The following is a 20,739-nucleotide window of genomic DNA, read 5'->3' as shown; positions in this document are numbered from 1 at the left end:
TGGACGCGATGCGCATCTCAGCGAACCCCCTCCGCGGGCAGCAGTTTCCCGCCCTGCTCCTTCTCGTCGCGGCCGGACTCGGTCTGCTGCTGGCTAATCTTCCGACGCACGACGCGCTCGCCGCCGTGCTGGACTTCCATATCGCGGTTCCCGGCACGGCCCTCGATCTCTCGGTCGAACACTGGGTCTCTGACGGTCTGCTCGCCGTGTTCTTCCTCGTCGTGGCGATCGAACTGCGCCACGAGCTGACGCACGGTGAGCTCGACTCGCCGCGAAAGGCGCTGCAGCCGGCGATCGCCGCCACAGGGGGAGTGCTGGTGCCCATCGCGGTGTACCTCCTCATCGCCGGCGACTCGGTCACGGTCACCGGCTGGCCCATTCCGACGGCGACGGACATCGCCTTCGCGCTCGGAGTGCTCGCGGTGTTCGGGCGCGGTCTGCCGTCGAACGTGCGAGTGTTCCTGCTGGCCCTGGCGATCCTCGACGACATCATCGGCATCATCTTCATCGCGGTGCTGTTCGCCCGAGACGTGCAGTGGCTGCTGCTGGGGCTCGCGGTCGTCGCGGTCGCGGTCTTCTGGTTCCTGAGCAGGCTGCTGCACGAGAAGGGGCATGCGGCGATCGCCGTCGCGATGATCGTGGTCGGAGTCGTGGCCTGGGGGCTCGTCGCCTCCTCCGGCATCCACGCCACGATCGCGGGCGTGCTGCTGGGTCTCGTGATGTCGCCGGTGCCCGCCGCGCGCACCCGGCACGTGCTCGAACCCACGGTCAACGGCGGGATCCTGCCGGTGTTCGCGTTCGTCGCCGCGTTCGTGGTGATCCCCGACCTCGCGCCCACCGAGCTCTCGCCCGCGTTCTGGGGCATCGTGGTCGCACTCCCGGTGGGCAAGATCATCGGCATCTCGTTGTTCGGCTGGATCGCCATGCACATCCGCCCCCGCGGCGCGGAGCCCGCGCTGCCGTTCGGCGACATTCTCGCGGCCGGTGCGCTGGGCGGCATCGGCTTCACGGTCTCGCTGCTGCTGGCGAACCTCGCCTTCGCGACAGACGCGGGCATCCGCGATCAGGCGATCCTGGGCGTGCTCGTGGGCTCGCTCCTGGCACTCATGCTGTCGGGTGTGATCGTGTCGCTTCGCGCGCGGTCGTACCGACGTGCGGGTGTCGTGACCTCATGACCGTCGGCTAGGAGGACTCGTGTCCGCAGGAGCTTCACCGGCCGACCGGCCGGATCTCGATCCGCTGCGTGCGGCGGCCGAGACCATGCGCGAGGTGCGCGAGCGCTGCGTCTGGTCGCAGCAGATCAGCCACCGCGACCTCGTGCCGTACCTGATCGAGGAGTCGCACGAGGTGATCGACGCCGTCGAGGGCGGCACGCGCGCCGACCTGCGCGAAGAGCTCGGCGACCTGCTCTGGCAGGTGCTGTTCCACGCCGCGATCGCTGCGCAGGACCCTGACGACCCGTTCGACATCGACGACGTCGCGGCCACGCTGACCGAGAAGATGGTGCGGCGGCATCCACACGTGTTCGCGGATGAGGTCGCGACGACGCCCGAAGAGGTCCTCGTGCACTGGAACGCCGCGAAGGCGGCGGAGAAGCGCACGAGGAGAAGTGTGCTCGACGGGATTCCGCGCGGGATGCCGGCGCTCGCGCTGGCGCAGAAGATCGTCGGTCGAGCTGCGGGGGCCGGAGTCGTCGACGCCGGGACGGACGCAGCGGCGGCTGCTGCGAGGCCGACTTCCGAGCCGGAGCTGGGCGACGCGCTGCTGGGGCTCGTCGCGGTCGCCCGCGCCGAAGGGTGGGATGCCGAACGAGCGCTGCGAGAACGGCTCAGAGCCCTCGAGGCTGAAGTCCGCGAGGCTGAATCGGGGTCGTGAGGCCACAGCCCGCCCTGCCGACCTGGAAAGATGGACGTGTGGCTACTGTGAACCCGCCGCGCGGCATGCGCGACATCCTCCCCGCCGACAAGGCCCGCCGCGAGCGCGTCCTCGCCGTCATCCGCGACCGCTACCGCTCGCATGGGTTCGATGAGATCGAGACTCCCGCGCTCGAGGAGTACTCGCGACTGCACGCCGGGATCGGCGGCGACAACGAGAAGCTCGCGTACAACGTGCTGCGACGCGGCCTCGACGCGGAGGCGATCCGCGAAGCCGCCGGTGACCAGAGCGCGTTGGCCGACCTGGGTCTGCGCTACGACCTCACGGTTCCGCTCGCCCGCTTCTACGCGAGCAACCGCGGGCAGCTTCCGGGTGTGTTCCGCGCCATCCAGATCGGGCCGGTCTGGCGCGCCGAGCGCCCCCAGAAGGGCCGCTACCGCCAGTTCGTGCAGTGCGACATCGACATCATCGGCGACGACTCCTCGCGAGCGGAGGCAGAGCTCATGGTCGCCTCGCTCGACGCGGTCGATGCCTTGGGCCTCGAAGGAGCCACAGTCCGCATCAACGATCGGCGCGTGCTCGACTGGATGCTCGACAGCTTCGGTTTCACCGGGGAGGAGCGCCCCGGCGTTCTGATCACGATCGACAAGCTCGACAAGATCGGGCCCGACGGCGTCGCCGCGGAACTGCGCGAGCGCGGCTCGGCAGCCGAGGCCGTTGACGCGTTCGAGGCCTTCCTCCTTCGTCCGCAGACCATGGAGTACCACCCGTTCGGCGAGAGGCAGATCCGCAAGGCGCTCCCCGACAACGCCCCCGACGAGATAGTCGGGCACCTCGTCGGCATCGGCGAGGCCGTGGCGGCCGGTCGCGGCGTGACCGACATCCCGCTGGTCTTCGACCCGTTCCTCGTGCGCGGCATGGGCTATTACACCGGTACGATCTTCGAGCTCGCGCACCCGTCGGTGTCGTACTCGCTCGGTGGCGGCGGACGCTACGACGGCATGATCGGGCGGTTCCTCGGTCAGCAGGTCCCGGCCGTGGGCTTCTCCCTCGGCTTCGAGCGGCTCGTCGATCTCGTGACGGCGGGGGCGGATGCCGGCGAACGCGCCGTCGTGCTCATCCATGACGCCGACGTGCCGGTCGCCGAACTCGTCGCTCACAAGGCGGGTCTCGTGGCATCCGGTGCCAGGGTGCGACTGGAGCGGCGCACCAAGAACGTCAAGGCACTGCTCGAGCGCTCGGCCGCCGATGGGTACACCGAATTCGCGACCGTGTCGACGGGCACCGCCGCGCTGGAGCTCAAGCCGCTGACCTGAGCTCTGCCCGCGCGTTCCGGCGCCGTCTGCAGGACCGCAGCACGTGTGCGGGGACTGATCGGTCATGTCGTCCTGCAGACGTGCCCGGGTCCTGCAGACGTGCCCGGGTCCTGCAGACGGACGGCGCGGATGCCGTTCACTCGGCGTTCACGACGGTCGGATCGAATCAGGGCATGAGACGACAGCATCTCGTCGCGGTCGCCGCCGTGGGTGCCGCGTCGGTCTCGGCCGCCGTCGGCATCCGATATCTGCTGAAGCGTCAGGCGGCGATCGCGCGTCGGCGCATCGGCAAACCGCTCGGCGAGCAGTCGATAGATGCCGATCGCGTCTGGCGTCGTGCGCTCGACGGCGACCCTGTGCAGCTCCTCGTGCTCGGCGACTCGGTGGCCGCGGGGCTCGGCGCCGAGCGCCGCAAAGAGACGCTCGGCGGGCGACTCGCGAAGGGCATGGCGCGGCGCCTGCGGCGGCCCGTCCGCCTGCGCACCGCCGCGGTCGTCGGCGCGGAGTCGCCCGATCTCGCCGACCAGCTGGCGGGTCTGCCCGATGGATACGCACCGCACGTGGCTGTGATCGTGGTGGGCGGCAACGACGTCACGCACCGCCTCCCGATCGCCGTCTCGACGCAGCATCTGCGCGACGCGATCGTTCAGCTGCGCCGCCAGGGCACGGAGGTCGTCGTCGGCACGTGCCCCGACCTCGGCGCGCTGCGCCCCGTGCCGCAGCCGCTGCGAAGGCTGATCTCGAGCGTGTCGCGCAGGCTGGCCGAAGCCCAGGCCGAGACCGCGCGCTCGGCGGGGGCGACCCCGATCGATCTCCGCCGAGCCGTGGGCCCGATGTTCTTCGACGATCCGGATGCGATGTTCAGCCTGGATCGATTCCATCCGAGCCCGCTCGGCTATCGACGAACCGCCGAGGCGCTGCTTCCTGCCGTGTGCGTCGCGGCCGAGGCGGTGCTCAGCTCGCGTCGTCAGCCGGCGCCGCGCTGAACGTCGCGGCCCACTCGGCGACGCGACGTGCGCTCTCGTCGTCCGAGAGGTCTTCGACGCGGGTCATCACCGACCAGCGCACGCCGAAAGGGTCGCGGATGCTCGCGAAGCGATCGCCCGAGACGAAGGCAGACGGGGCTTCGCGCACGGTCGCTCCCGCGGCGACCGCCCGCTCGACCACGGCATCGACGTCCGAGACGTAGAGGCCCATCGAGTAGCAGTCGTCATCGCCCGACGGCGCGGCGACCAGGTGATACTCGGGGCTCGGCTCGCCCAGCTGCAGGCGGCCGAGGTCGAAGTCCAGGTCGGCGTGAGCGACGACGCCCCCGAACTCCGTGACGTCGACGACGCGGGCGCCGAAGACGTCTCGGTAGAAGTCGATCGCCTCTCCGGCTCGTGCGATCGCAAGGAACGGAGTGAGCGACGTCGCGCTGTGCGGGCGGCCGTCGGTGGTGTGTTCGCCGGTCACGCCGGTCGTTTTCTCGGTGGTCATGCGTTCACGGTACGGAGCTGCCGGAGGAGTGCGCTTGAACATCGGCGACAGGGTCGGTGCCGCGGTGACGCTGCGGATTACGCTGGGGCGATGGTCAGTTCAACTCGCGGGGTGCTGTACCCGGCACGGCTGCCCGAGTTCCACCGTCTGCCGCCCGAGGCGGCCGCGCGAGATCTCGCCGTGTGGTTCTGGATCCCGGAGTGGTCGATCGAGCCCGGCCGGTCGTCGCGGCAGGAGATCGTCGGCTACCCGGCCCTGAACCTCGTGGTCGAGCAGGGCGTAGTGACGCTGTCCGGTGTGACGACACGGGCGTCGCATCGTGACCTGCGCGGAACGGGCTGGGCGGTCGGCGCGCTGCTGCGGCCGGCCGCTGTGGCGGCGCTCGTCGACGACCCGGCGATGCTCGTCGACACCCAGCAGACAGTCGATGCGCCCGAGCTCGTCGAGGCGGTGAGCGCTGCGATGGCCAGCGGGGAGGGGCGCCGGGTGCGGGCCGTCGCGGTCTTCTCCGACTGGCTCGTGCGCCGGGTCGGGCCGCTCGACGATGCCGCGCGGCACGCGAACGCCCTGGTCGAGGTGCTCATGGGTGACGACTCCGCAGACACGATCGAGGAGGCGGCGATGCGACTCGCGGTCTCGACCCGCACCCTGCAACGCCTGTGCCACAGGCATGTCGGCGTCTCTCCGGCCGCGATGATCCGCCGACGCAGGTTGCAGGAGGCCGCCGAGCGGCTGCGTCTCGATCCCGGGATCGACCTGTCAGGCCTCGCTGCGGAGCTCGGATACGCCGATCACGCGCACCTCACGCGTGACTTCCGCAGCATCCTCGGCATGGCCCCTCGTACGTATCGGGCCGGTTCGTCCGAGCAGTCTCCGGATGAGAGCGCGCAGGCCTGATCATCGCGACAGTCGGAGGCGGGCCATCCGATAGAGCACTCCGAGAAGCACGACCACGGTTCCGATCGCCGACGCCACGACAGGCAGCGTGTTCACGAGCACGAGGCAGCCCAGCGCTCCGACGACCTGGAGTGCACGCGGATAGCGGCGAGCCGCCGCAGACTGGCGGAAGGCGGCCGCATTGGCGATGAGGTAGTAGAGCAGCACTCCGAACGAGGAGAATCCGATCGCGTCGCGAAGGTCGGCGACGACCACGATGCCGACGACGATGAGCGCGATCGCGATCTCTGCACGACGCGGCACCTGCCAGCGCTCGTCGATCTTCGCGAGGAACCGGGGCAGGTCCCGCTCCCGGGCCATGGCCAGCGTCGTGCGACCGATGCCCGTGAGCAGCGCGAGCAGAGCGCCCAGTGAGGCCGCCGCCGCAGCGAGGCGGATGATCGGGGTGAGAGCCTGCCACCCGGTGGCCGCGGCGACATCGGCCAGAGGCGTCGTGGTCGTCGCCGCGTCGCCGCCGAGCACGAGGATGACCGTGATCGCGACGAGCGTGTAGACGACGACCGCACCGCCCAGCGCGAGGGCGATCGCCCGGGGGATCGTCCGGGCGGGGTCGACGACCTCTTCGCCCATCGTCGCGATGCGCGCGTACCCTGCGAACGCGAAGAAGAGCAGTCCGGCGCCCTGCAGCACGCCGTAGGCGCTGGCGTCAGGAAGAGGGGCGGGGGATGCCACGGCCGACCCGCCGAGTCCGGTCGCGACGACGAGGGCGAGCCCGAGCAGCGAGAACACCACGAGAATCCGGGTGACGAGAGCCGTGCGGGTCACTCCGAAGCAGTTCACGGCTGCGAGCGCGACGACCGCTGCCACGGCCACCGGCACCTGCCAGCCCTCGGGCGCGGCGTAGGCGGCGAAGGTCATGGCCATCGCGGCGCAGCTCGCGATCTTGCCGATCACGAAGCTCCAGCCGGCGACGAAGCCCCACCACGGACCGATCTCTGCTCTGGCGTACGCGTATGTGCCGCCGGCGACGGGGTGTGCGGCGGCGAGCTGCGCCGACGCGGTGGCGTTGCAGTAGGCGACGAGCGCGGCGATGGCCAGAGCGATCAGGATGCCGCTGCCGGCGACACCGATCGCCGGGGCCCACACCGAGAACACGCCCGCGCCGATCATGGAGCCGAGTCCGATGGCGACGGCGTCACCGAGTCTCAGGCGGCGTGCGAGGGGCATCCCCTCATCGTGGCATGCGAGGGTGAACTCCCGGTGACGTCGTGGCGGTCAGGCGCGAGTGGCGGTGACGCGCTTCTTCTCGCGGATGTAGACCTCGCGTCGCACCTTCGCCACCACGTCGCCGTCGCGGTCGGTGATCACGGTCTCGAACCACTCGAGCACCTTCGACCCACCGTGCGCGCGCTCGCGGATCTCTTCAGCCCGCTCCCTGCTGACCTCGAACTCGGCGGTCAGGACTCCGCGGCCGGGTTTGACGAACTCGATCTCGCCGCGCGTGTCCCACACCACGTAGTCGCGTCCGAGCTGGTGCATCACGAGCATGAAGAAGTACGGGTCGGTCATCGCAGACATCGAGCCGCCGAACGCGGTCTTGACGTAGTTGCGCGTCAAGACGTTCACGTGAAGCTCGACGGTCGCGTGAGTCCAATCCTCGCTGAAGCGGCGGATGCGGATGCCGCTGAAGAGATTGGGGATCCACAGGCTCATGCCGAGGGCGAGGCGGCGGGGAGTGATGCGCATGAGGTCAGTGTGGACGATGCGATCGCAGCGGCGAAGTTGACTGGAGGGTTCGAACAGTTGTTATAGTTCACATAGAACTAATAGAAATTGAGGATCCCATGCTGATTCGAATCGATGCCGACAGCGCGCGGCCGCTCTTCGATCAGGTGGCGGCATCCGTCCGCTCCGACGTCCTGACCGGGCGCCTCGTGCCCGGCGATCGTCTTCCCGCCGCGCGTGAGCTGGCGGAGGCGCTCGAGATCAATCTGCACACGGTGCTCCGCGCCTATCAGCAGCTGCGCGACGAGGGGCTGATCGACCTGCGTCGCGGCAGGGGAGCGGTGGTGTCCGCGTCGGCCGCACCGCTTGCCGAGCTGTCCCACGACATCGCGGCACTCGTCGCCCGCGCCGCATCGCTCGGACTCTCGCCCACGACCCTGGCCGCCCTCATCAAGGAGACCGACGCATGACCCCCGAGATCCGCAGAGCCCGCACCGCCTTCTGGTGGGTGGGGGTGATCGTCCCGCTGGCCCTCATCGCACTCGCGGGCATCGTCATGCTCGCGTGGCTGCCTGACCTCCCCGACCCGGTGGCGACGCACTGGGGAGCCGGGGAAGTCGACGGGTACGCACCGAAGTGGATGCCGCCGGTCATGCTCGCAGGGCTCGGCGGAGGGGTCGTCGTGCTGTTCGCCTCGATCGCCCTCCTCTCTCACAGACCTCCTCAGCAGGGTGCGGACACATCGATCCCGCCGGCAGGGTGGTCTGCGACGGCTCGTCTGCTCGGCGCCGTGAGTCTCGGCACCGCGGGCATGATGTCCACGCTCACCGTCGCCATCGTCGGTGTGCAGCGCGGCCTGTCAGACGCTGCGGATGCGCCCGACATCGCGCCCTGGAGCCCGCTCTTCCTCCTGGTCGGCGTCGGCCTCGCCGTCGCAGGCTGGTTCCTGCAGCCGGCGGTGGAACGCCCTGCGGAGGCATCCGGCGCCGGTGCGCAGCCGTTGCCGCTCGCAGACCACGAGCGCGCGGTATGGATGAAGACCGTCACGATCGCGAAGACGGGTCAGGTCGTGCTCGGTATCGGTGTGCTCGTCACGACCGCGATGAGTGTGCTGCTCCTCGCCCGGGGAATCGCCGGCGGGTGGATCACCGCCGCGGTCACGCTGCTCCTCATCGTCCTGGTCTCGACCAGTCTGACCTTCCGAGTGCGTGCGAGCGCCGCGGGCCTCCGGGTGCGCTCGGCGGCGGGCTGGCCCCGGCTGGAGATCCCCGCAGCGGAGATCGCGAGCACACGCTCGGTCCGCATCGACCCGTTCGCCGAGTTCGGAGGCTGGGGCTACCGCTTCGGCACGGACGGCCGTCGGGGCTTCGTGCTGCGCGCAGGCGAGGCCCTCGAGGTCACCCGCGCAGACGGCCGCGTGTTCGTCGTCACCGTCGACGATTCGGCCACCGCGGCATCCGTCCTCGCTGCCGCCGGCCGCCGATGACCGCGCCCCCCCACGACAGATACAAGGAGAACCATCGTGACTCGCCTACGCATCGCCGCCATCGTCGTCTTCACGGTCATCGCCTGCGGGGCGGCCTGGCTCGTCGCCCTGCCGCTGTGGCTGGGTGACGGTCTCGCCGAACCGACCACCGGAATCCTCCTGCCCGTGATGATGCTGACGCCTGCGCTCGCCGCGCTGATCGTCACGTTCACGATGCGCGTACCGGCGCGCGGCGAGCGGGTGCGCTTCCTCGGTCTGTGGCCCCTCCGACCGGCCAAGCGGGTCATCTGGCTCATGGTCCTCGGCTGGCTCGTGCCGCCACTTCTCGTCGGCCTCAGCATCCTGGTCGCCGCGGCCCTCGGCTTCATCCGGCTCGACCTGACCTTCGCAGGCTTCTCGGCTGAACTCGCGAGGATGCTTCCGGAAGGAACTCCGCTGCCGCCGGTCGAGATCCTCGTGATCTCGCAGCTCGCGATCATCCCGGTGGGCGCGCTCTTCAACAGCGTGTTGGCGTTCGGCGAGGAGCTGGGGTGGCGCGGATGGCTCGTGCCGGCGCTGCGGCCCCTCGGCACCTGGCCGACGCTGCTCATCAGCGGCGTGATCTGGGGGTTCTGGCACAGCCCGGTCATCCTGCTGGGATACAACTTCGGGCGCACGGACATCACCGGCGTGCTCTTCATGATCGGTGGCTGCGTCGCGTGGGGGATCCTGCTGGGGTGGCTGCGCCTGCGCTCAGCCTCGATCTGGCCCGCGGTCCTCGCCCACGGATCGCTGAACGCGGCAGGCGGAGTCGTCCTGCTCTTCTCCGCATCGCAGCCCGACCTCGCACTCGCCGGTCCGCTGGGGGTCGCCGCGTGGATCGTGATCGCGGTGGTGATCGCAGTTCTCACCCTCACCGGACAGTTCCGTGAGCAGCCCGAGCTCGCGGGCGCGCCCGGCCGACTGCTCTCGCAGCCGCGGGCCGAGTAGCGTCGGCAAGCCCCTTGACGCTGCTGGAGCGTCACGATTGGCTGAGGGCATGGATTCCACTCCCGCCGCCTGGTCGAAAGCCGATGCCTACCTCGCAGACCTGCTGGTCGGTGAGGACCCGCACCTCGAGGCGGCGCTGTCGGCCCAACGAGATGCCGGTCTTCCCGAGATCGAGGTCGCACCCGTCGGTGGGAAACTCCTCAACCTCCTCGCGCGCATCAGCGGCGCTCGCCGCGTGCTCGAGATCGGCACGCTGGGTGGGTACTCCACGATCTGGCTCGCCCGGGCCGTAGGGCCGGATGGCCGTGTCGTCACGATCGAGGCCGAAGCCGACAACGCCGCCGTCGCCCGCGCGAGCATCGATGCCGCCGGTGTCGGCGACCGCGTCGAGATCCGGATAGGCCGGGGCGCCGATGTGCTCCCTTCTCTCGTCGGCGGTTTCGACCTGGTCTTCATCGATGCCGACAAGGAGTCGAACACCGTCTACCTCGACTGGGCGGCGAAGCTGGGACATCCGGGCACCGTGATCGTGCTCGACAACATCGGACGCGAGGGCGAGATCGTCCGTGAGGATTCGACGGACTCCAAGGTGGTCGGCACGAGGGACGCACTGCGGATGCTGAGCGAAGACGCGCGCTTCGATGCGACCGCCCTGCAGACGGTCGGCGCGAAGGGCTGGGACGGCTTCGCCCTCGCCGTCGTGGTGTGAGCCGCCGGGACGAACCCGGGAGGTCGACCGCGAGCGGGCTAGACTGGGCGCGGATCGACGACGCTCCACACAACCTTTTCTCTGAGCAAGGAGCACATCAGTGGCACTGATCGAGGCTGTAGGCGCACGCGAGATTCTCGACTCGCGCGGTAACCCGACCGTTGAGGTGGAGGTGCTCCTCGACGACGGTGTGGTCCAGCGGGCGGCCGTCCCGTCCGGTGCATCCACCGGCGCATTCGAGGCGTACGAGCTCCGCGACGGCGACAAGAGCCGCTACGGCGGAAAGGGCGTCCTCAAGGCCGTCGACGCCATCATCGACGAGCTCGGCCCGGCGCTCGAGGGTGTCGAGGCGAGCGAGCAGCGCATCGTCGACGCGATCCTGATCGAGACCGACGGCACCGAGAACAAGCAGCGCACGGGCGCCAACGCCATCCTCGGCGTCAGCCTGGCGGTTGCGAAGGCCGCGGCCGACTCCGCCGACCTGCCGCTGTTCCGCTACCTGGGCGGCCCGAACGCGCACCTGCTGCCCGTTCCGCTCTTCAACGTCATCAACGGCGGCGAGCACGCCGACAACGGCATCGACATGCAGGAGTTCTTCCTCGCCCCGATCGGCGCCGAGACGTACTCCGAGGCGCTCCGTTGGGGTGTCGAGACCTACCACGTGCTGCGCGGCGAGCTCAAGGCCGCCGGCTACGCGACGGGCCTCGGCGACGAGGGCGGCTTCGCCCCCGACCTGCCCAGCAACCGCGAGGGTCTGGACTTCCTGGTCAAGGCGATCGAGAAGGCCGGCTTCACGCCGGGCACCGACATCGCGCTGGGTCTCGACGTCGCCGCCACCGAGTTCTTCAAGGACGGCGTCTACCGCCTCGACAACAAGGACTGGACCGGCCCCGAGCTGATCGAGTACTACGAGGGACTGGTCAAGGACTTCCCGATCGTCACGATCGAGGACGCGCTGGCCGAGGACGACTGGGACAACTGGAAGCTCCTCACCGATGCGCTCGGCTCGAAGGTCCAGCTCGTCGGCGACGACCTGTTCGTCACGAACCCGACCCGTCTGGCCGACGGCATCAAGCGTGGCGTCGCCAACTCGCTGCTCGTCAAGGTCAACCAGATCGGAACGCTCACCGAGACGTTCGACGCGGTCAGCCTCGCGCAGCGTTCGGGCTACACCGCGATGCTGTCGCACCGCTCGGGTGAGACCGAGGACACCACGATCGCCGACCTCGTCGTCGCGACGAACGCGGGTCAGATCAAGGCGGGTGCGCCTGCTCGCAGCGAGCGCGTCGCGAAGTACAATCAGCTTCTGCGCATCGAGGAAGAGCTGGGCGACGCCGCTGTCTTCGCCGGCCGCTCCGCGTTCCCGCGCTACCAGGGCTGAACGCAGCAGAGACAGACACACGCCGCCTGAGCGGCACGTACGGAGGAGGAGCCGTGGCACGACGACCGGCTCCTCCTTCGGCGTCTTCGGGCGCGTCCCGCACCGCGCCGACGGCGAAGTCGATCCAGCGTCCGTCCGCTCGCCGGCCGCGGGGCGCGGCGGATCGAGGCCCCCAGGAGCGCCGGATCGACGTGCGCGAGTGGGCTTCGGGCATCCGCCTCTCGGCGTTCTCGGTCATCATGCTCTCGCTCGTCGTCCTCGGGGCCTGGGTGCTGGTGCCGACGCTCGGCACCTTCATCGACCAGAGGCAGAAGATCTCGGCTCTGGAGCAGTCGATCCAGGTCTCCGAAGACCAGATCGCCGCGCTCGAGCAGGAGCGTGAACGCTGGAACGACCCGGCCTACATCACCACCCAAGCGCGCGAGCGCCTGTACTACGTCAAGCCCGGCGAGGTCGTGTTCCTGATCGACAACGACCTCGACCCCGCCGCGCTTCCGCAGCAGCAGGGACCGGTCAGCGACACCCTCGAAGAGACGCCCTCCGACTGGATGCCGCAGCTGCTACGCACGCTGACGTCCGCGGGGCTGAGCGACACGGCGGCAGTCAGTCGCTGACCGTCGGCGCCGCCGAGCGAGGTGTGTGCTCCGAGCATCCTCCCGGTCGGCTCCCGTACGCTGGACGAGTGACCACGCCGCCATTCCCCGCCCCCACGACCGCCGAGCTCGCCGTGGTGTCGGCCCAGTTGGGCAGGACCGCCCGCGGCGTCGTCGGCATCGCCGCCCGCTGCGTGTGCGGCAACCCCACGGTCGTCGCCACGACACCCCGGCTCCCCGACGGAACGCCGTTCCCCACGTTCTACTACCTGACGCATCCGGCCGCGACGGCAGCGATGTCGACCCTCGAGGCCACGCAGGTCATGCCCGAGCTCGCCGCGCTGCTCGCCGAGGACGAGGGCGTCGCAGCCGCGTACCTCGCGGCGCACGAGGTCTATCTCACCGACAGGGCTCAGTTCGGAGACGTCGGCGAGATCGACGGGATCTCCGCCGGCGGCATGCCCTCGCGCGTCAAGTGCCTGCACGCTCTGGCCGGTCACGCTCTCGCGGCGGGTCCCGGCGTGAACCCGATCGGCGACGCGGCTCTCGCGCGCTCGACCTGGTCGCCTGAGAGGTGCCGCTGCGACGACCCCGGTGCGGCCCTGCGTGACGCCGAGGCATCGACCGCATGAGGCGGCCGCGGATGCTGCGCAACGGTGTCGCGATGGCGACGATCGTGGCATCCGTCCTGCTCCTGGGCGCAGCGACCCCGCCTCCAGGGCCCGTGCCGGACGACCCCGCAGACCCGGATCGCGCAGCCGAGTACTGGCTCGACGGGGCCGGCATCCGTGATGCGTGGCAGACCACGCGCGGCGACGGAGTGACGATCGCCGTCATCGACACCGGGATCGCCAAGGTCCCCGGCGTGTTCGATGGCGCCGTGGTCGGCGGCACCGATGTGTCGGGCACGGGAACCCCCGACGGGCGCACTCCGGTGGGCGCCATCGACGGCAATCACGGATCATGGGTCGCGTCGCTCGCCGCCGGACGCGGCTCCGCAGACGGCAAGGGGATGATCGGAGTCGCTCCCGAGGCCGATCTGCTGTCGATCTCCGTGGGCTTCGGCGCCGCGGCCGCCGTGCCGTTCACCGAGCAGGTCACGAAGGCCATGCGATGGGCGGTCGACCACGGCGCCGACATCATCAACCTCTCCTTCACCACGAACACGCTGGACTGGGACAGGAGCTGGGACGACGCGTTCCTCTATGCCTTCGAGCACGACGTCGTGGTGGTCGTCGCCGCGGGCAACCGGGGGAGCGGCACCGACATCATCGGCGCTCCCGCGACGATCCCCGGCGTGCTGACGGTCGGCGGAGTCGACCAGACGGGCACAGCGAGCGTCGAGGCATCGACTCAGGGGATCACCATCGGAATCGCGGCGCCCAGTGAGGGTCTCCGAGGCGTCTCTGCGGACGGCACGGTCGTGCCCTGGAGCGGTACGAGCGGTGCGGCACCCATCGTCGCGGGCATCGCCGCCCTCGTCCGGTCTGCGCACCCCGAGCTCGATGCGGCGAACGTCATCAATCGCATCATCAAGACGGCGATCAAGGTCCCGGGCATGGCCGACCTCCCCGATCCTCTCTACGGCTACGGGCTGGTGGATGCCGATGCGGCGATCGCGGCCGACGTTCCGAAGGTCTCCGAGAACCCGATGGGAGATCTCGCCGAGTGGGTTCGCCTGTTCCGACGTGCAGAGAGCGTTCCGCAGCCCGAACCCACCGCCGCGCCGGTCGAGGTGCCGCCCCTGCCGGCTGCGGACGCACCGACAGATCCCGGTTCACCGCTGCTTCCCAGCGCTGAATCGCTGCGCTACGGTACCCTGCCGCTCATCGCGCTCACAGTCCCTGGTATCCTGATAGCGCTTGGCGTCACCGCAGCTGCCCGGCGCATCCGATCGGCGCGCGCTCGCACGCCACATCCCTGACTCCCGAGGAGTTGTCCCCCTGTGCCTCAGAACAGCACTGTGCCCAAGATTCTGATCGTCGGTGGAGGCTACGCAGGCTTCTACACGGCGTGGAAGCTGGAGAAGCACCTTCGCAAGGGTGAAGCAGACGTCACCATGGTCGACCCGCTGCCGTACATGACGTACCAGCCGTTCCTTCCCGAGGTTGCTGCCGGGTCGATCGAAGCCCGACACTCGGTGGTCGCGCACCGTCGCCACCTGAAGCGGACGAACGTGCTCACCGCCAAGGTGACCGGAATCAACCACGCCGAGAAGGTCGCGACGATCACCCCTCCGGTGGGCGAGCCCTACGAGTTCTCGTACGACCAGATCGTCGTCACGGCGGGTGCGGTCTCCCGTACCTTCCCGATCCCCGGCATCGCTGACAACGCGATCGGCCTGAAGACGATCGAAGAGGCCGTCGCGATCCGTGACCGCCTGATGTCGAACTTCGACAAGGCCGCGTCGCTGCCTGCAGGTCCTGAGCGCGACCGCCTGCTCTCCGTCGTCGTCGTCGGCGGTGGCTTCGCCGGCATCGAGGTCTTCGCCGAGCTGCGCTCGCTGGCCTCGTCGCTCGTGGGCAAGTACCCGCAGCTGACGTTCGACGACACGCACTTCCACCTCATCGAGGCGATGGGGCGCATCATGCCCGAGGTGTCGCTGCAGACGAGCGAGTGGGTGCTCAAGGACCTCGCGAAGCGCGGTGCCAACGTGCACCTCGACACGCAGCTCACCAGTGCTGTCGACGGCAACGTCGAGCTGTCGACCGGCGAGATCATCCCGACCGATCTGATCGTGTGGACCGCCGGTGTCATGGCGAACCCGACCGTCGTGCGCGGTGGCGACCTCCCGATCGAAGAGCGCGGCCGCATCCAGACCCGTGCCGACCTCCGTGTCGGCACGCCCGAGGCCTTCGTCCCCGGAGCCTGGGCTGCCGGAGACGTCTCGGCGGTTCCCGACCTGTCGGGTGGCGGCGTCGGCGGCTTCTGCGTGCCGAACGCCCAGCATGCTGTGCGTCAGGCGAAGCTCCTCGCGAAGAACATCGTCGCCGTGCTGCGCGGCGAGGACCCGAAGGAGTACTTCCACAAGAACCTCGGTGCCGTCGCAGGCCTCGGCCTCTACAACGGCGTCTTCCAGTCCGGCAAGATCGCCCTCAAGGGCTTCGTCGCCTGGGTCGCGCACCGCGGCTATCACGGTCTCGCCATGCCCACGTGGGAGCGCAAGTTCCGCGTGGTCTGGGGCTGGTGGAACAACCTGTGGCTCGGTCGCGACCTGGTGAACCTCGAGACGGTGCAGAACCCGCGTTACGTCTTCGAGGAGTTCGCGGCTCGTCCGCGTCCGGCCGCCGATGCTCCGGCTCCCGCGGTCACGGCTCCGGCCGCTCAGGCGACCGCGTCCGACAAGGCCGCCGACGAGAAGCCTGCGGGCCAGAAGACGGCAGCCAAGAAGCCGGCTGCGAAGAAGACCGCTGAGACGGCTGCTGCCAAGTAGCAGTCATCTCCTCGAACGCCCCGACTCCTCCGGAGTCGGGGCGTTCCGCGTATTCGGGGGAGGGGCGTGTCTCGCATCGGTCTCATAGACGCGTTTGCTACCGTCGGCAGGGCAAGGGGAGTACTCCCGTCTGCGGTGGTGTCGTCATTACGGATACGAAGTCGTGTCCCGGCCCACCGGCCCGTGAGGGTGGAGGAGACCTGGCGTCCGTATCCGCGGATGACCATGGACCCCACTGCCCCGCTGTCGAGTCCCGTGGTCGTCCACACCAAGAAGGAACCGTCACCATGGGAAAGCTCAACCGACTGCTCGGGATGGCCGCTCGCGCGCTCGATCTCGACGAGACCGGATCCCGCACGGATCGCAACGGTTCGCGCGGTGCGACGCCGCCTACACCGGTCGGGCGTCAGACCGGTGCCGACCGCTACGCACCTCCGCCTGCACGTCCGGCGGGTCGGGACCCCTACTCGCCGCCGGCAGCCGGCGCGGCCGGTGCTGCCGGTGCTGCCGGTGCGGTGCCGGATGCCGACCGGGCGGCGATCGCGCGGTACGACTACCTTCTCGAGACCGCTGATCCGCACCGTGTCGAGCAGATCCACCGAGAGGCGTTCGCACGCCTGACTCCCGCCCAGCGGGCGCAGGTGCAGGAGCGGATGAACGCGGAACTCGCTCCGGGAGAGCGCCCGGCATCGTCGTCGCCCGATGATCTCGCCCGTGCGGCGGGTCGCTCCGAGGCCGCGCGTCCGGGGCGCATGCGCGGCATCCTCTCGCGGGTGCGCGGGTTCGGCGCCGCCGGTGCGGTCGGCGGTGCTGCGGTGGGCGCGCTGGGGATCGTCGCGGTGGGCGCCGTCGGCAGTGCCGTGGCCGCTCCGCTCCTCGAGCAGGCCGCCGGTCTCGGCGTCGACTTCGACGCCCTCGCACAGGGCGTCGACATCGAGGCGATCGCGAGCGGCTTCGGCGGCGAGGAGCTCGCGGGGGCTGCGGAGGGCGTGCTCGGTTCGGCTGGTGAGACCGTCTCGGGTCTCGGCGACACGGCGAGCGAATGGGGGCAACGGCTCGGCGACCTCGGGATTCCGGGAATCGGCGATCTGTTCGGCCGATGAGCAGCCTGATCATGGGTACCGACTCCTCCACGTCGGATCACGGGTTCACCGGCCTCACCGGATTCGCAGCCGACGTCCTCACTCAACTCGGCGACATCGGCGTGGGTGTGCTGGTGTTCCTCGAGGTGCTCATTCCGCCCATTCCCAGCGAGGTGATCCTGCCCTTCGCGGGGTACCTCAGTCAGAGCGGCGACCTCACCCTCGGATGGCTGATCTTCTGGAGCACCCTCGCGTCGTGGATCGGTGCGCTTCTGCTCTATTGGCTCGGGGCGGCCATCGGCGTCGAACGAGCGGTGCGGCTCCTCTCCGCCACCAAACTGGTCAGCCATGCCGACCTGGACCGCGGGGTGGACTGGTTCCGGCGAAGCGGCGCGTGGACGGTGCTCGTCGGGCGGATGGTTCCCGGCGTGCGGAGCCTCATCTCCATTCCCGCGGGCGCGACCCGCATGAACCTCATCCGCTTCAGCGTGTACACGATCGTGGGCAGCGGCCTGTGGAACGCACTGCTCATCGGGTTCGGTGCTCTGCTCGGAACCCAGCATGAGCAACTCGAGCACCTGCTCGGCTATCTCGACTACGCCGTGTACTCCGCGCTTGCCATCGCGCTCGCCGTGCTGATCCTCCGACGCGTCCGCGAGGCGCGCGCGTCCGGGGAACAGAGCGCGCACCCGCGCGGTACCGCAGATCGACGCGTCGATGGCTGAGCGGAGCCTGACGTGCCCCCGCTGGGACTCGAACCCAGACTGAAGCGATTTTAAGTCGCCTGCCTCTGCCATTGGGCTACGGGGGCTCCATGCCGTGACTGGCTCAGAGTACACGGGGAGTCCCAGGTGGCGTCGGCAGGCACGGCGACATGCCTCCGCCGCTCACCGGGGCGAAGGGAGACGGGCGTCCCAGCGCCCGTCTCCCCGTTGATGCTGCTGAGACAGCATCGCTACCCCCCGGCAACCGACCGCGCACGGCCGGTGAACCCGCCACGGATGACGGTCTCAGTGATCAAGACGGCGATTCATACTGTTCATTACGACGACGGCCACTGATGTATCGGGATTTCCAGATTCGGGTCACGACCGACGGAGCAACTCGATCTCAGAAACGATGAACCCGAGTCCATCCACCCCATAGGGTGGGGGAGTGCTCGACCTCACCGCCGATCTGAGCCCCGATCAGGGACGAAACTCCGTGTCCCCCGAGTGGCACGACCCATCGCGATACTGGCCGCGCCTGTCTGCGGCGACCGGCCATCTGCCGGCTCCCGTGGCGGTCATCGATCGTGAAGCCCTGCGATACAACGCCCTCGACCTGCTGGTCCGCGCGGGAGGGCTGCCCATCCGTGTCGCCTCGAAGTCCGTGCGGATCCGCTCGGTGCTCGATGCCGTGCTGCAGATGCCCGGGTTCAGGGGGATCCTCGCCTTCACGCTGGCTGAGGCGCTGTGGCTCGCCGAGACGCACGACGACATCGTCGTCGGCTATCCGACGGTCGACCGCGTGGGACTCGAGCAGCTCTTCGCGTCCGAGGAGGCGGCGCAGCGGATCACCCTGATGGTCGACGATCCGGCGCACCTCGACATCGTCGACAGTGTGGCCCCTGCCGGCAGTCGACCGGACATCCGGGTCGCGATCGACGCAGACGCGTCGTTGCGATCGATCGCCCTCGGTCACATCGGAGTGCGGAGGTCTGCTCTGTTCACCGCGGGTGAGGTCGCCGCGTTCGCGCGCAAGATCGTGCGCCGCCCCGGCTTCCGGCTCGTCGGGCTGCAGATGTACGAGGCTCAGATCGCGGGCCAGGGAGACAACGCCGGAGCGGATGCGCCGGTGATCCGCCTCATGCAGGCGCGTTCGCGATCCGAGCTGCGCGAGCGTCGGGCCGCGATAGTCAGCGCGCTGTCGGAGGTCGCATCGCTCGAGTTCCTCAACGGCGGTGGAACCGGCTCGCTGGAGTTCACCGGCAGCGACGAATCGCTGACCGAGGCGAGTGCGGGCAGCGGACTGCTCGGCGGGCATCTCTTCGACGGATACCGATCGTTCCGGCCCGCGCCGGCGTCCGCGTTCGCCTTCGACGTCGTGCGCCGGCCCGCCGCCGACATCGCGACGGTGCTCGGTGCCGGATGGATCGCCTCGGGTCCCGCCGTCGCGTCTCGACAGCCGCTGCCCGTCTGGCCGCAGGGGCTGCGCACGCTGTCTCGTGAGGCCGCAGGCGAGGTGCAGACACCGCTGCAGGGTCGCGAGGCTGAGCGGCTCGGCGTGGGCGATCGTGTCTGGTTCCGCCACGCGAAGAGCGGCGAGCCTGCCGAGCGCATCGACAGCTATCAGCTCGTCTCCGGAGATGAGATCGTCGACGAGCTTCCGACGTATCGCGGCGAGGGGAAGGCTTTCCTGTGACCCGGATCGGGGGCACCTGGCAGAACTGGGCGAGGTCTGCGCAGGTCACGCCGCTTCGCGTCGAGCGCCCGCGCACCCCCGAAGGCGTCCAGCGCGCCGTCCGCGCGGCGGTCTCGCAGGGGCTCACGGTGAAGGCGGTCGGCGCGGGGCACAGCTTCACGGGTATCGCCGTTGCGCCCGGGGTGCTCCTGGAGCTCGACGACATGCAGGGTCTGGTGTCGGCGGATGCGGCCACGGGGCGAGCTACGCTGCTCGCGGGCACGCGACTGCACCGCATCCCTTCCCTTCTTGCACCGTTCGGCCTCGCGATGGAGAACCTCGGCGACATCGACCGGCAGTCGATCTCGGGGGCGATCTCGACCGGGACGCACGGCACCGGCGCAGGCTACGGCGGTCTCGCGACCCAGATCGTCGGCGCGACCCTGGTGACCGCCGCAGGGGAATTTCTCCGGGTGGACGAGGGGCAGAACGCCGATCTGCTTCCTGCGGTCGCGTTGGGCCTCGGCGCACTCGGCATCCTGGTCGAGGTGACGCTGCAGTGCGTGCCGATCTACCTCATGGAGGCGGTCGATGAGCCTGCGCCGCTCGAGGACGTGCTCGAGACCCTGCACGACAGGGTCGCGGCATCGGATCACTTCGAGTTCTACTGGTTTCCGCACACCGACATCGCGCTGACCAAGAGACAGACGAGGGTGCCCGAGTCGACGAGGCGGCAGCCGCTTCCCGTCCTGGGACGATGGATCGACGAGACGCTGCTCTCGAACGGCGTGTATCGGGCAGTGTGCGCGACCGCACAGGCTGTGCCGGCCATCACTCCGCCCTTCAACAGACTCGCCGTGAAGCTCACGGGCGACCGGCGCTACACCGAGCTGTCGCACCGCGTCCTGACGCAGAGCCGCACCGTTCGGTTCCGCGAGATGGAATACGCGGTGCCCGTCGAGAACGTCGTGCCGGCGTTCCGCGCTGTGCGCGACCTCATCGAACGACGCGGGTGGCGCATCGAGTTCCCGATCGAGGTGCGCTTCGCAGCGGAAGACGACAGATGGCTTTCGACGGCATACGGCAGGGCGAGCGGGTACATCGCGGTGCACCGCTACTGGCGCGCCGACCCGTCCGCCTACTTCGAGGCCGTGGAGCAGATCATGCTCGAGCACGGAGGGCGCCCGCACTGGGGCAAGCTGCACACGCAGACGGCTGAGCAACTGCGGGAGCGCTATCCCCGCTTCGCTGACTTCATCGCGCTGCGCGACCGGCTCGACCCTGATCGTCGGTTCACCAATCGCTACCTCGATCGGGTTCTCGGTGCATGATGCGGTTCGGCGCCTGACCGCGCGCACCCAGTCGACGCGCAGGCTGCGCCGATAGGATGAGACAAACACGAGGAAGGGTGG

The 20,739-nt window shown here is 69.5% G+C and carries 21 protein-coding genes and 1 tRNA gene; 18 read left to right on the top strand and 4 right to left on the bottom strand.

Annotation, left to right across the window (positions count from 1 at the left end):
- Positions 1-8: 8 nt before the first annotated feature.
- The 4 genes from nhaA (at position 9) to ACLKOY_RS05930 (ending at position 4,177) form a co-directional block, all read left to right on the top strand.
- Complete coding sequence (gene nhaA, locus ACLKOY_RS05945; RefSeq protein ID WP_436452831.1) at positions 9-1,175, top strand: Na+/H+ antiporter NhaA; 1,167 nt, start codon at positions 9-11, stop codon at positions 1,173-1,175.
- An 85-nt stretch (positions 1,176-1,260) separates the two neighbouring features.
- Complete coding sequence (locus ACLKOY_RS05940; protein ID WP_436454100.1) at positions 1,261-1,875, top strand: MazG family protein; 615 nt, start codon at positions 1,261-1,263, stop codon at positions 1,873-1,875.
- Between the two features lie 65 nt (positions 1,876-1,940).
- Entirely contained in the window at positions 1,941-3,191 is a 1,251-nt protein-coding gene (locus ACLKOY_RS05935) for a histidine--tRNA ligase (protein ID WP_436454099.1), read from the top strand.
- A gap of 173 nt (positions 3,192-3,364) precedes the next feature.
- Positions 3,365-4,177, top strand: a complete 813-nt coding sequence (locus ACLKOY_RS05930; RefSeq protein WP_436452830.1) for an SGNH/GDSL hydrolase family protein — start codon at positions 3,365-3,367, stop codon at positions 4,175-4,177.
- Here the strand turns inward: ACLKOY_RS05930 and ACLKOY_RS05925 are convergent.
- Positions 4,146-4,670: a VOC family protein gene (locus ACLKOY_RS05925; protein WP_436452829.1), complete on the bottom strand. Its 525-nt coding sequence runs from the start codon at positions 4,668-4,670 to the stop codon at positions 4,146-4,148. The genes ACLKOY_RS05930 and ACLKOY_RS05925 overlap by 32 nt on opposite strands.
- Positions 4,671-4,760: 90 nt before the next feature.
- Between ACLKOY_RS05925 and ACLKOY_RS05920 the strand changes: the two genes are divergently transcribed.
- Positions 4,761-5,567 carry a helix-turn-helix domain-containing protein gene (locus tag ACLKOY_RS05920; RefSeq protein WP_436452828.1) on the top strand — a complete coding sequence of 269 codons (807 nt, stop codon included), beginning with the start codon at positions 4,761-4,763 and terminating at the stop codon, positions 5,565-5,567.
- On the opposite strand, the gene ACLKOY_RS05915 is transcribed toward ACLKOY_RS05920, so the two are convergent.
- Both ACLKOY_RS05915 and ACLKOY_RS05910 read right to left on the bottom strand, forming a co-directional pair.
- On the bottom strand, positions 5,568-6,794 hold the full coding sequence (locus ACLKOY_RS05915) for an APC family permease (RefSeq protein ID WP_436452827.1): 1,227 nt from the start codon (positions 6,792-6,794) through the stop codon (positions 5,568-5,570).
- 48 nt (positions 6,795-6,842) lie between these two features.
- Positions 6,843-7,313, bottom strand: coding sequence for a PaaI family thioesterase (locus ACLKOY_RS05910; protein ID WP_436452826.1), 471 nt, complete (start codon positions 7,311-7,313; stop codon positions 6,843-6,845).
- Between the two features lie 98 nt (positions 7,314-7,411).
- Here ACLKOY_RS05910 and ACLKOY_RS05905 point away from each other — a divergent pair, with 98 nt between their 5' ends.
- From ACLKOY_RS05905 to ACLKOY_RS05855, 11 genes are all read left to right on the top strand, one after another.
- Positions 7,412-7,762, top strand: a complete 351-nt coding sequence (locus ACLKOY_RS05905) for a GntR family transcriptional regulator (protein WP_363571424.1) — start codon at positions 7,412-7,414, stop codon at positions 7,760-7,762.
- The gene (locus ACLKOY_RS05900; protein ID WP_436452825.1) at positions 7,759-8,778 is read left to right on the top strand and encodes a DUF1648 domain-containing protein; all 1,020 of its coding nucleotides are present in this window, start codon (positions 7,759-7,761) and stop codon (positions 8,776-8,778) included. The genes ACLKOY_RS05905 and ACLKOY_RS05900 overlap by 4 nt, the downstream gene beginning before the upstream one ends.
- Positions 8,779-8,814: 36 nt before the next feature.
- On the top strand, positions 8,815-9,747 hold the full coding sequence (locus tag ACLKOY_RS05895; RefSeq protein WP_436452824.1) for a CPBP family intramembrane glutamic endopeptidase: 933 nt from the start codon (positions 8,815-8,817) through the stop codon (positions 9,745-9,747).
- Between the two features lie 49 nt (positions 9,748-9,796).
- Positions 9,797-10,456 carry an O-methyltransferase gene (locus ACLKOY_RS05890; RefSeq protein WP_436452823.1) on the top strand — a complete coding sequence of 220 codons (660 nt, stop codon included), beginning with the start codon at positions 9,797-9,799 and terminating at the stop codon, positions 10,454-10,456.
- A 100-nt stretch (positions 10,457-10,556) separates the two neighbouring features.
- A complete protein-coding gene (gene eno / locus ACLKOY_RS05885; RefSeq protein ID WP_363571416.1) occupies positions 10,557-11,837 on the top strand; it encodes a phosphopyruvate hydratase in 1,281 nt (426 codons plus the stop codon).
- A 53-nt stretch (positions 11,838-11,890) separates the two neighbouring features.
- Positions 11,891-12,451, top strand: a complete 561-nt coding sequence (locus tag ACLKOY_RS05880) for an FtsB family cell division protein (RefSeq protein ID WP_436452822.1) — start codon at positions 11,891-11,893, stop codon at positions 12,449-12,451.
- Between the two features lie 68 nt (positions 12,452-12,519).
- Positions 12,520-13,062, top strand: coding sequence for a DUF501 domain-containing protein (locus tag ACLKOY_RS05875; RefSeq protein WP_436452821.1), 543 nt, complete (start codon positions 12,520-12,522; stop codon positions 13,060-13,062).
- Between the two features lie 11 nt (positions 13,063-13,073).
- The gene (locus ACLKOY_RS05870; protein ID WP_436452820.1) at positions 13,074-14,354 is read left to right on the top strand and encodes a S8 family peptidase; all 1,281 of its coding nucleotides are present in this window, start codon (positions 13,074-13,076) and stop codon (positions 14,352-14,354) included.
- Positions 14,355-14,393: 39 nt separating this feature from the next.
- Positions 14,394-15,863, top strand: a complete 1,470-nt coding sequence (locus ACLKOY_RS05865) for an NAD(P)/FAD-dependent oxidoreductase (RefSeq protein ID WP_140036568.1) — start codon at positions 14,394-14,396, stop codon at positions 15,861-15,863.
- Between the two features lie 287 nt (positions 15,864-16,150).
- A complete protein-coding gene (locus ACLKOY_RS05860; protein ID WP_436452818.1) occupies positions 16,151-16,966 on the top strand; it encodes a cation-transporting ATPase in 816 nt (271 codons plus the stop codon).
- The gene (locus ACLKOY_RS05855; protein ID WP_436452817.1) at positions 16,963-17,670 is read left to right on the top strand and encodes a DedA family protein; all 708 of its coding nucleotides are present in this window, start codon (positions 16,963-16,965) and stop codon (positions 17,668-17,670) included. Before ACLKOY_RS05860 ends, ACLKOY_RS05855 begins: the two co-directional genes overlap by 4 nt.
- A gap of 13 nt (positions 17,671-17,683) precedes the next feature.
- Here the strand turns inward: ACLKOY_RS05855 and ACLKOY_RS05850 are convergent.
- Positions 17,684-17,756: transfer RNA gene (locus ACLKOY_RS05850), tRNA-Leu, on the bottom strand.
- Positions 17,757-18,100: 344 nt separating this feature from the next.
- On the opposite strand from ACLKOY_RS05850, the gene ACLKOY_RS05845 reads away from it, so the two are divergent.
- Entirely contained in the window at positions 18,101-19,348 is a 1,248-nt protein-coding gene (locus ACLKOY_RS05845) for an amino acid deaminase/aldolase (protein ID WP_436452816.1), read from the top strand.
- Positions 19,345-20,658, top strand: a complete 1,314-nt coding sequence (locus ACLKOY_RS05840; protein WP_436452815.1) for a D-arabinono-1,4-lactone oxidase — start codon at positions 19,345-19,347, stop codon at positions 20,656-20,658. The genes ACLKOY_RS05845 and ACLKOY_RS05840 overlap by 4 nt, the downstream gene beginning before the upstream one ends.
- Positions 20,659-20,739 lie beyond the last annotated feature (81 nt).

Source organism: Microbacterium sp. K2, from assembly GCF_051365005.1.
Classification (GTDB): domain Bacteria; phylum Actinomycetota; class Actinomycetes; order Actinomycetales; family Microbacteriaceae; genus Microbacterium; species Microbacterium foliorum_B.
This window is presented reverse-complemented; position numbering and strand designations above follow the sequence as displayed.

Excerpts from the sequence above, each read along its gene's own strand:
- nhaA (WP_436452831.1), top strand. The coding sequence starts at position 9 with ATGCGCATCTCAGCGAACCCCCTCCGCGGGCAGCAGTTTCCCGCCCTG.
- ACLKOY_RS05940 (WP_436454100.1), top strand. The coding sequence starts at position 1,261 with ATGCGCGAGGTGCGCGAGCGCTGCGTCTGGTCGCAGCAGATCAGCCAC.
- ACLKOY_RS05935 (WP_436454099.1), top strand. The coding sequence starts at position 1,941 with ATGCGCGACATCCTCCCCGCCGACAAGGCCCGCCGCGAGCGCGTCCTC.
- ACLKOY_RS05930 (WP_436452830.1), top strand. The coding sequence starts at position 3,365 with ATGAGACGACAGCATCTCGTCGCGGTCGCCGCCGTGGGTGCCGCGTCG.
- ACLKOY_RS05925 (WP_436452829.1), bottom strand. The coding sequence starts at position 4,670 with ATGACCACCGAGAAAACGACCGGCGTGACCGGCGAACACACCACCGAC.
- ACLKOY_RS05920 (WP_436452828.1), top strand. The coding sequence starts at position 4,761 with ATGGTCAGTTCAACTCGCGGGGTGCTGTACCCGGCACGGCTGCCCGAG.
- ACLKOY_RS05915 (WP_436452827.1), bottom strand. The coding sequence starts at position 6,794 with ATGCCCCTCGCACGCCGCCTGAGACTCGGTGACGCCGTCGCCATCGGA.
- ACLKOY_RS05910 (WP_436452826.1), bottom strand. The coding sequence starts at position 7,313 with ATGCGCATCACTCCCCGCCGCCTCGCCCTCGGCATGAGCCTGTGGATC.
- ACLKOY_RS05905 (WP_363571424.1), top strand. The coding sequence starts at position 7,412 with ATGCTGATTCGAATCGATGCCGACAGCGCGCGGCCGCTCTTCGATCAG.
- ACLKOY_RS05900 (WP_436452825.1), top strand. The coding sequence starts at position 7,759 with ATGACCCCCGAGATCCGCAGAGCCCGCACCGCCTTCTGGTGGGTGGGG.
- ACLKOY_RS05890 (WP_436452823.1), top strand. The coding sequence starts at position 9,797 with ATGGATTCCACTCCCGCCGCCTGGTCGAAAGCCGATGCCTACCTCGCA.
- ACLKOY_RS05870 (WP_436452820.1), top strand. The coding sequence starts at position 13,074 with ATGCTGCGCAACGGTGTCGCGATGGCGACGATCGTGGCATCCGTCCTG.
- ACLKOY_RS05860 (WP_436452818.1), top strand. The coding sequence starts at position 16,151 with ATGGGAAAGCTCAACCGACTGCTCGGGATGGCCGCTCGCGCGCTCGAT.
- ACLKOY_RS05855 (WP_436452817.1), top strand. The coding sequence starts at position 16,963 with ATGAGCAGCCTGATCATGGGTACCGACTCCTCCACGTCGGATCACGGG.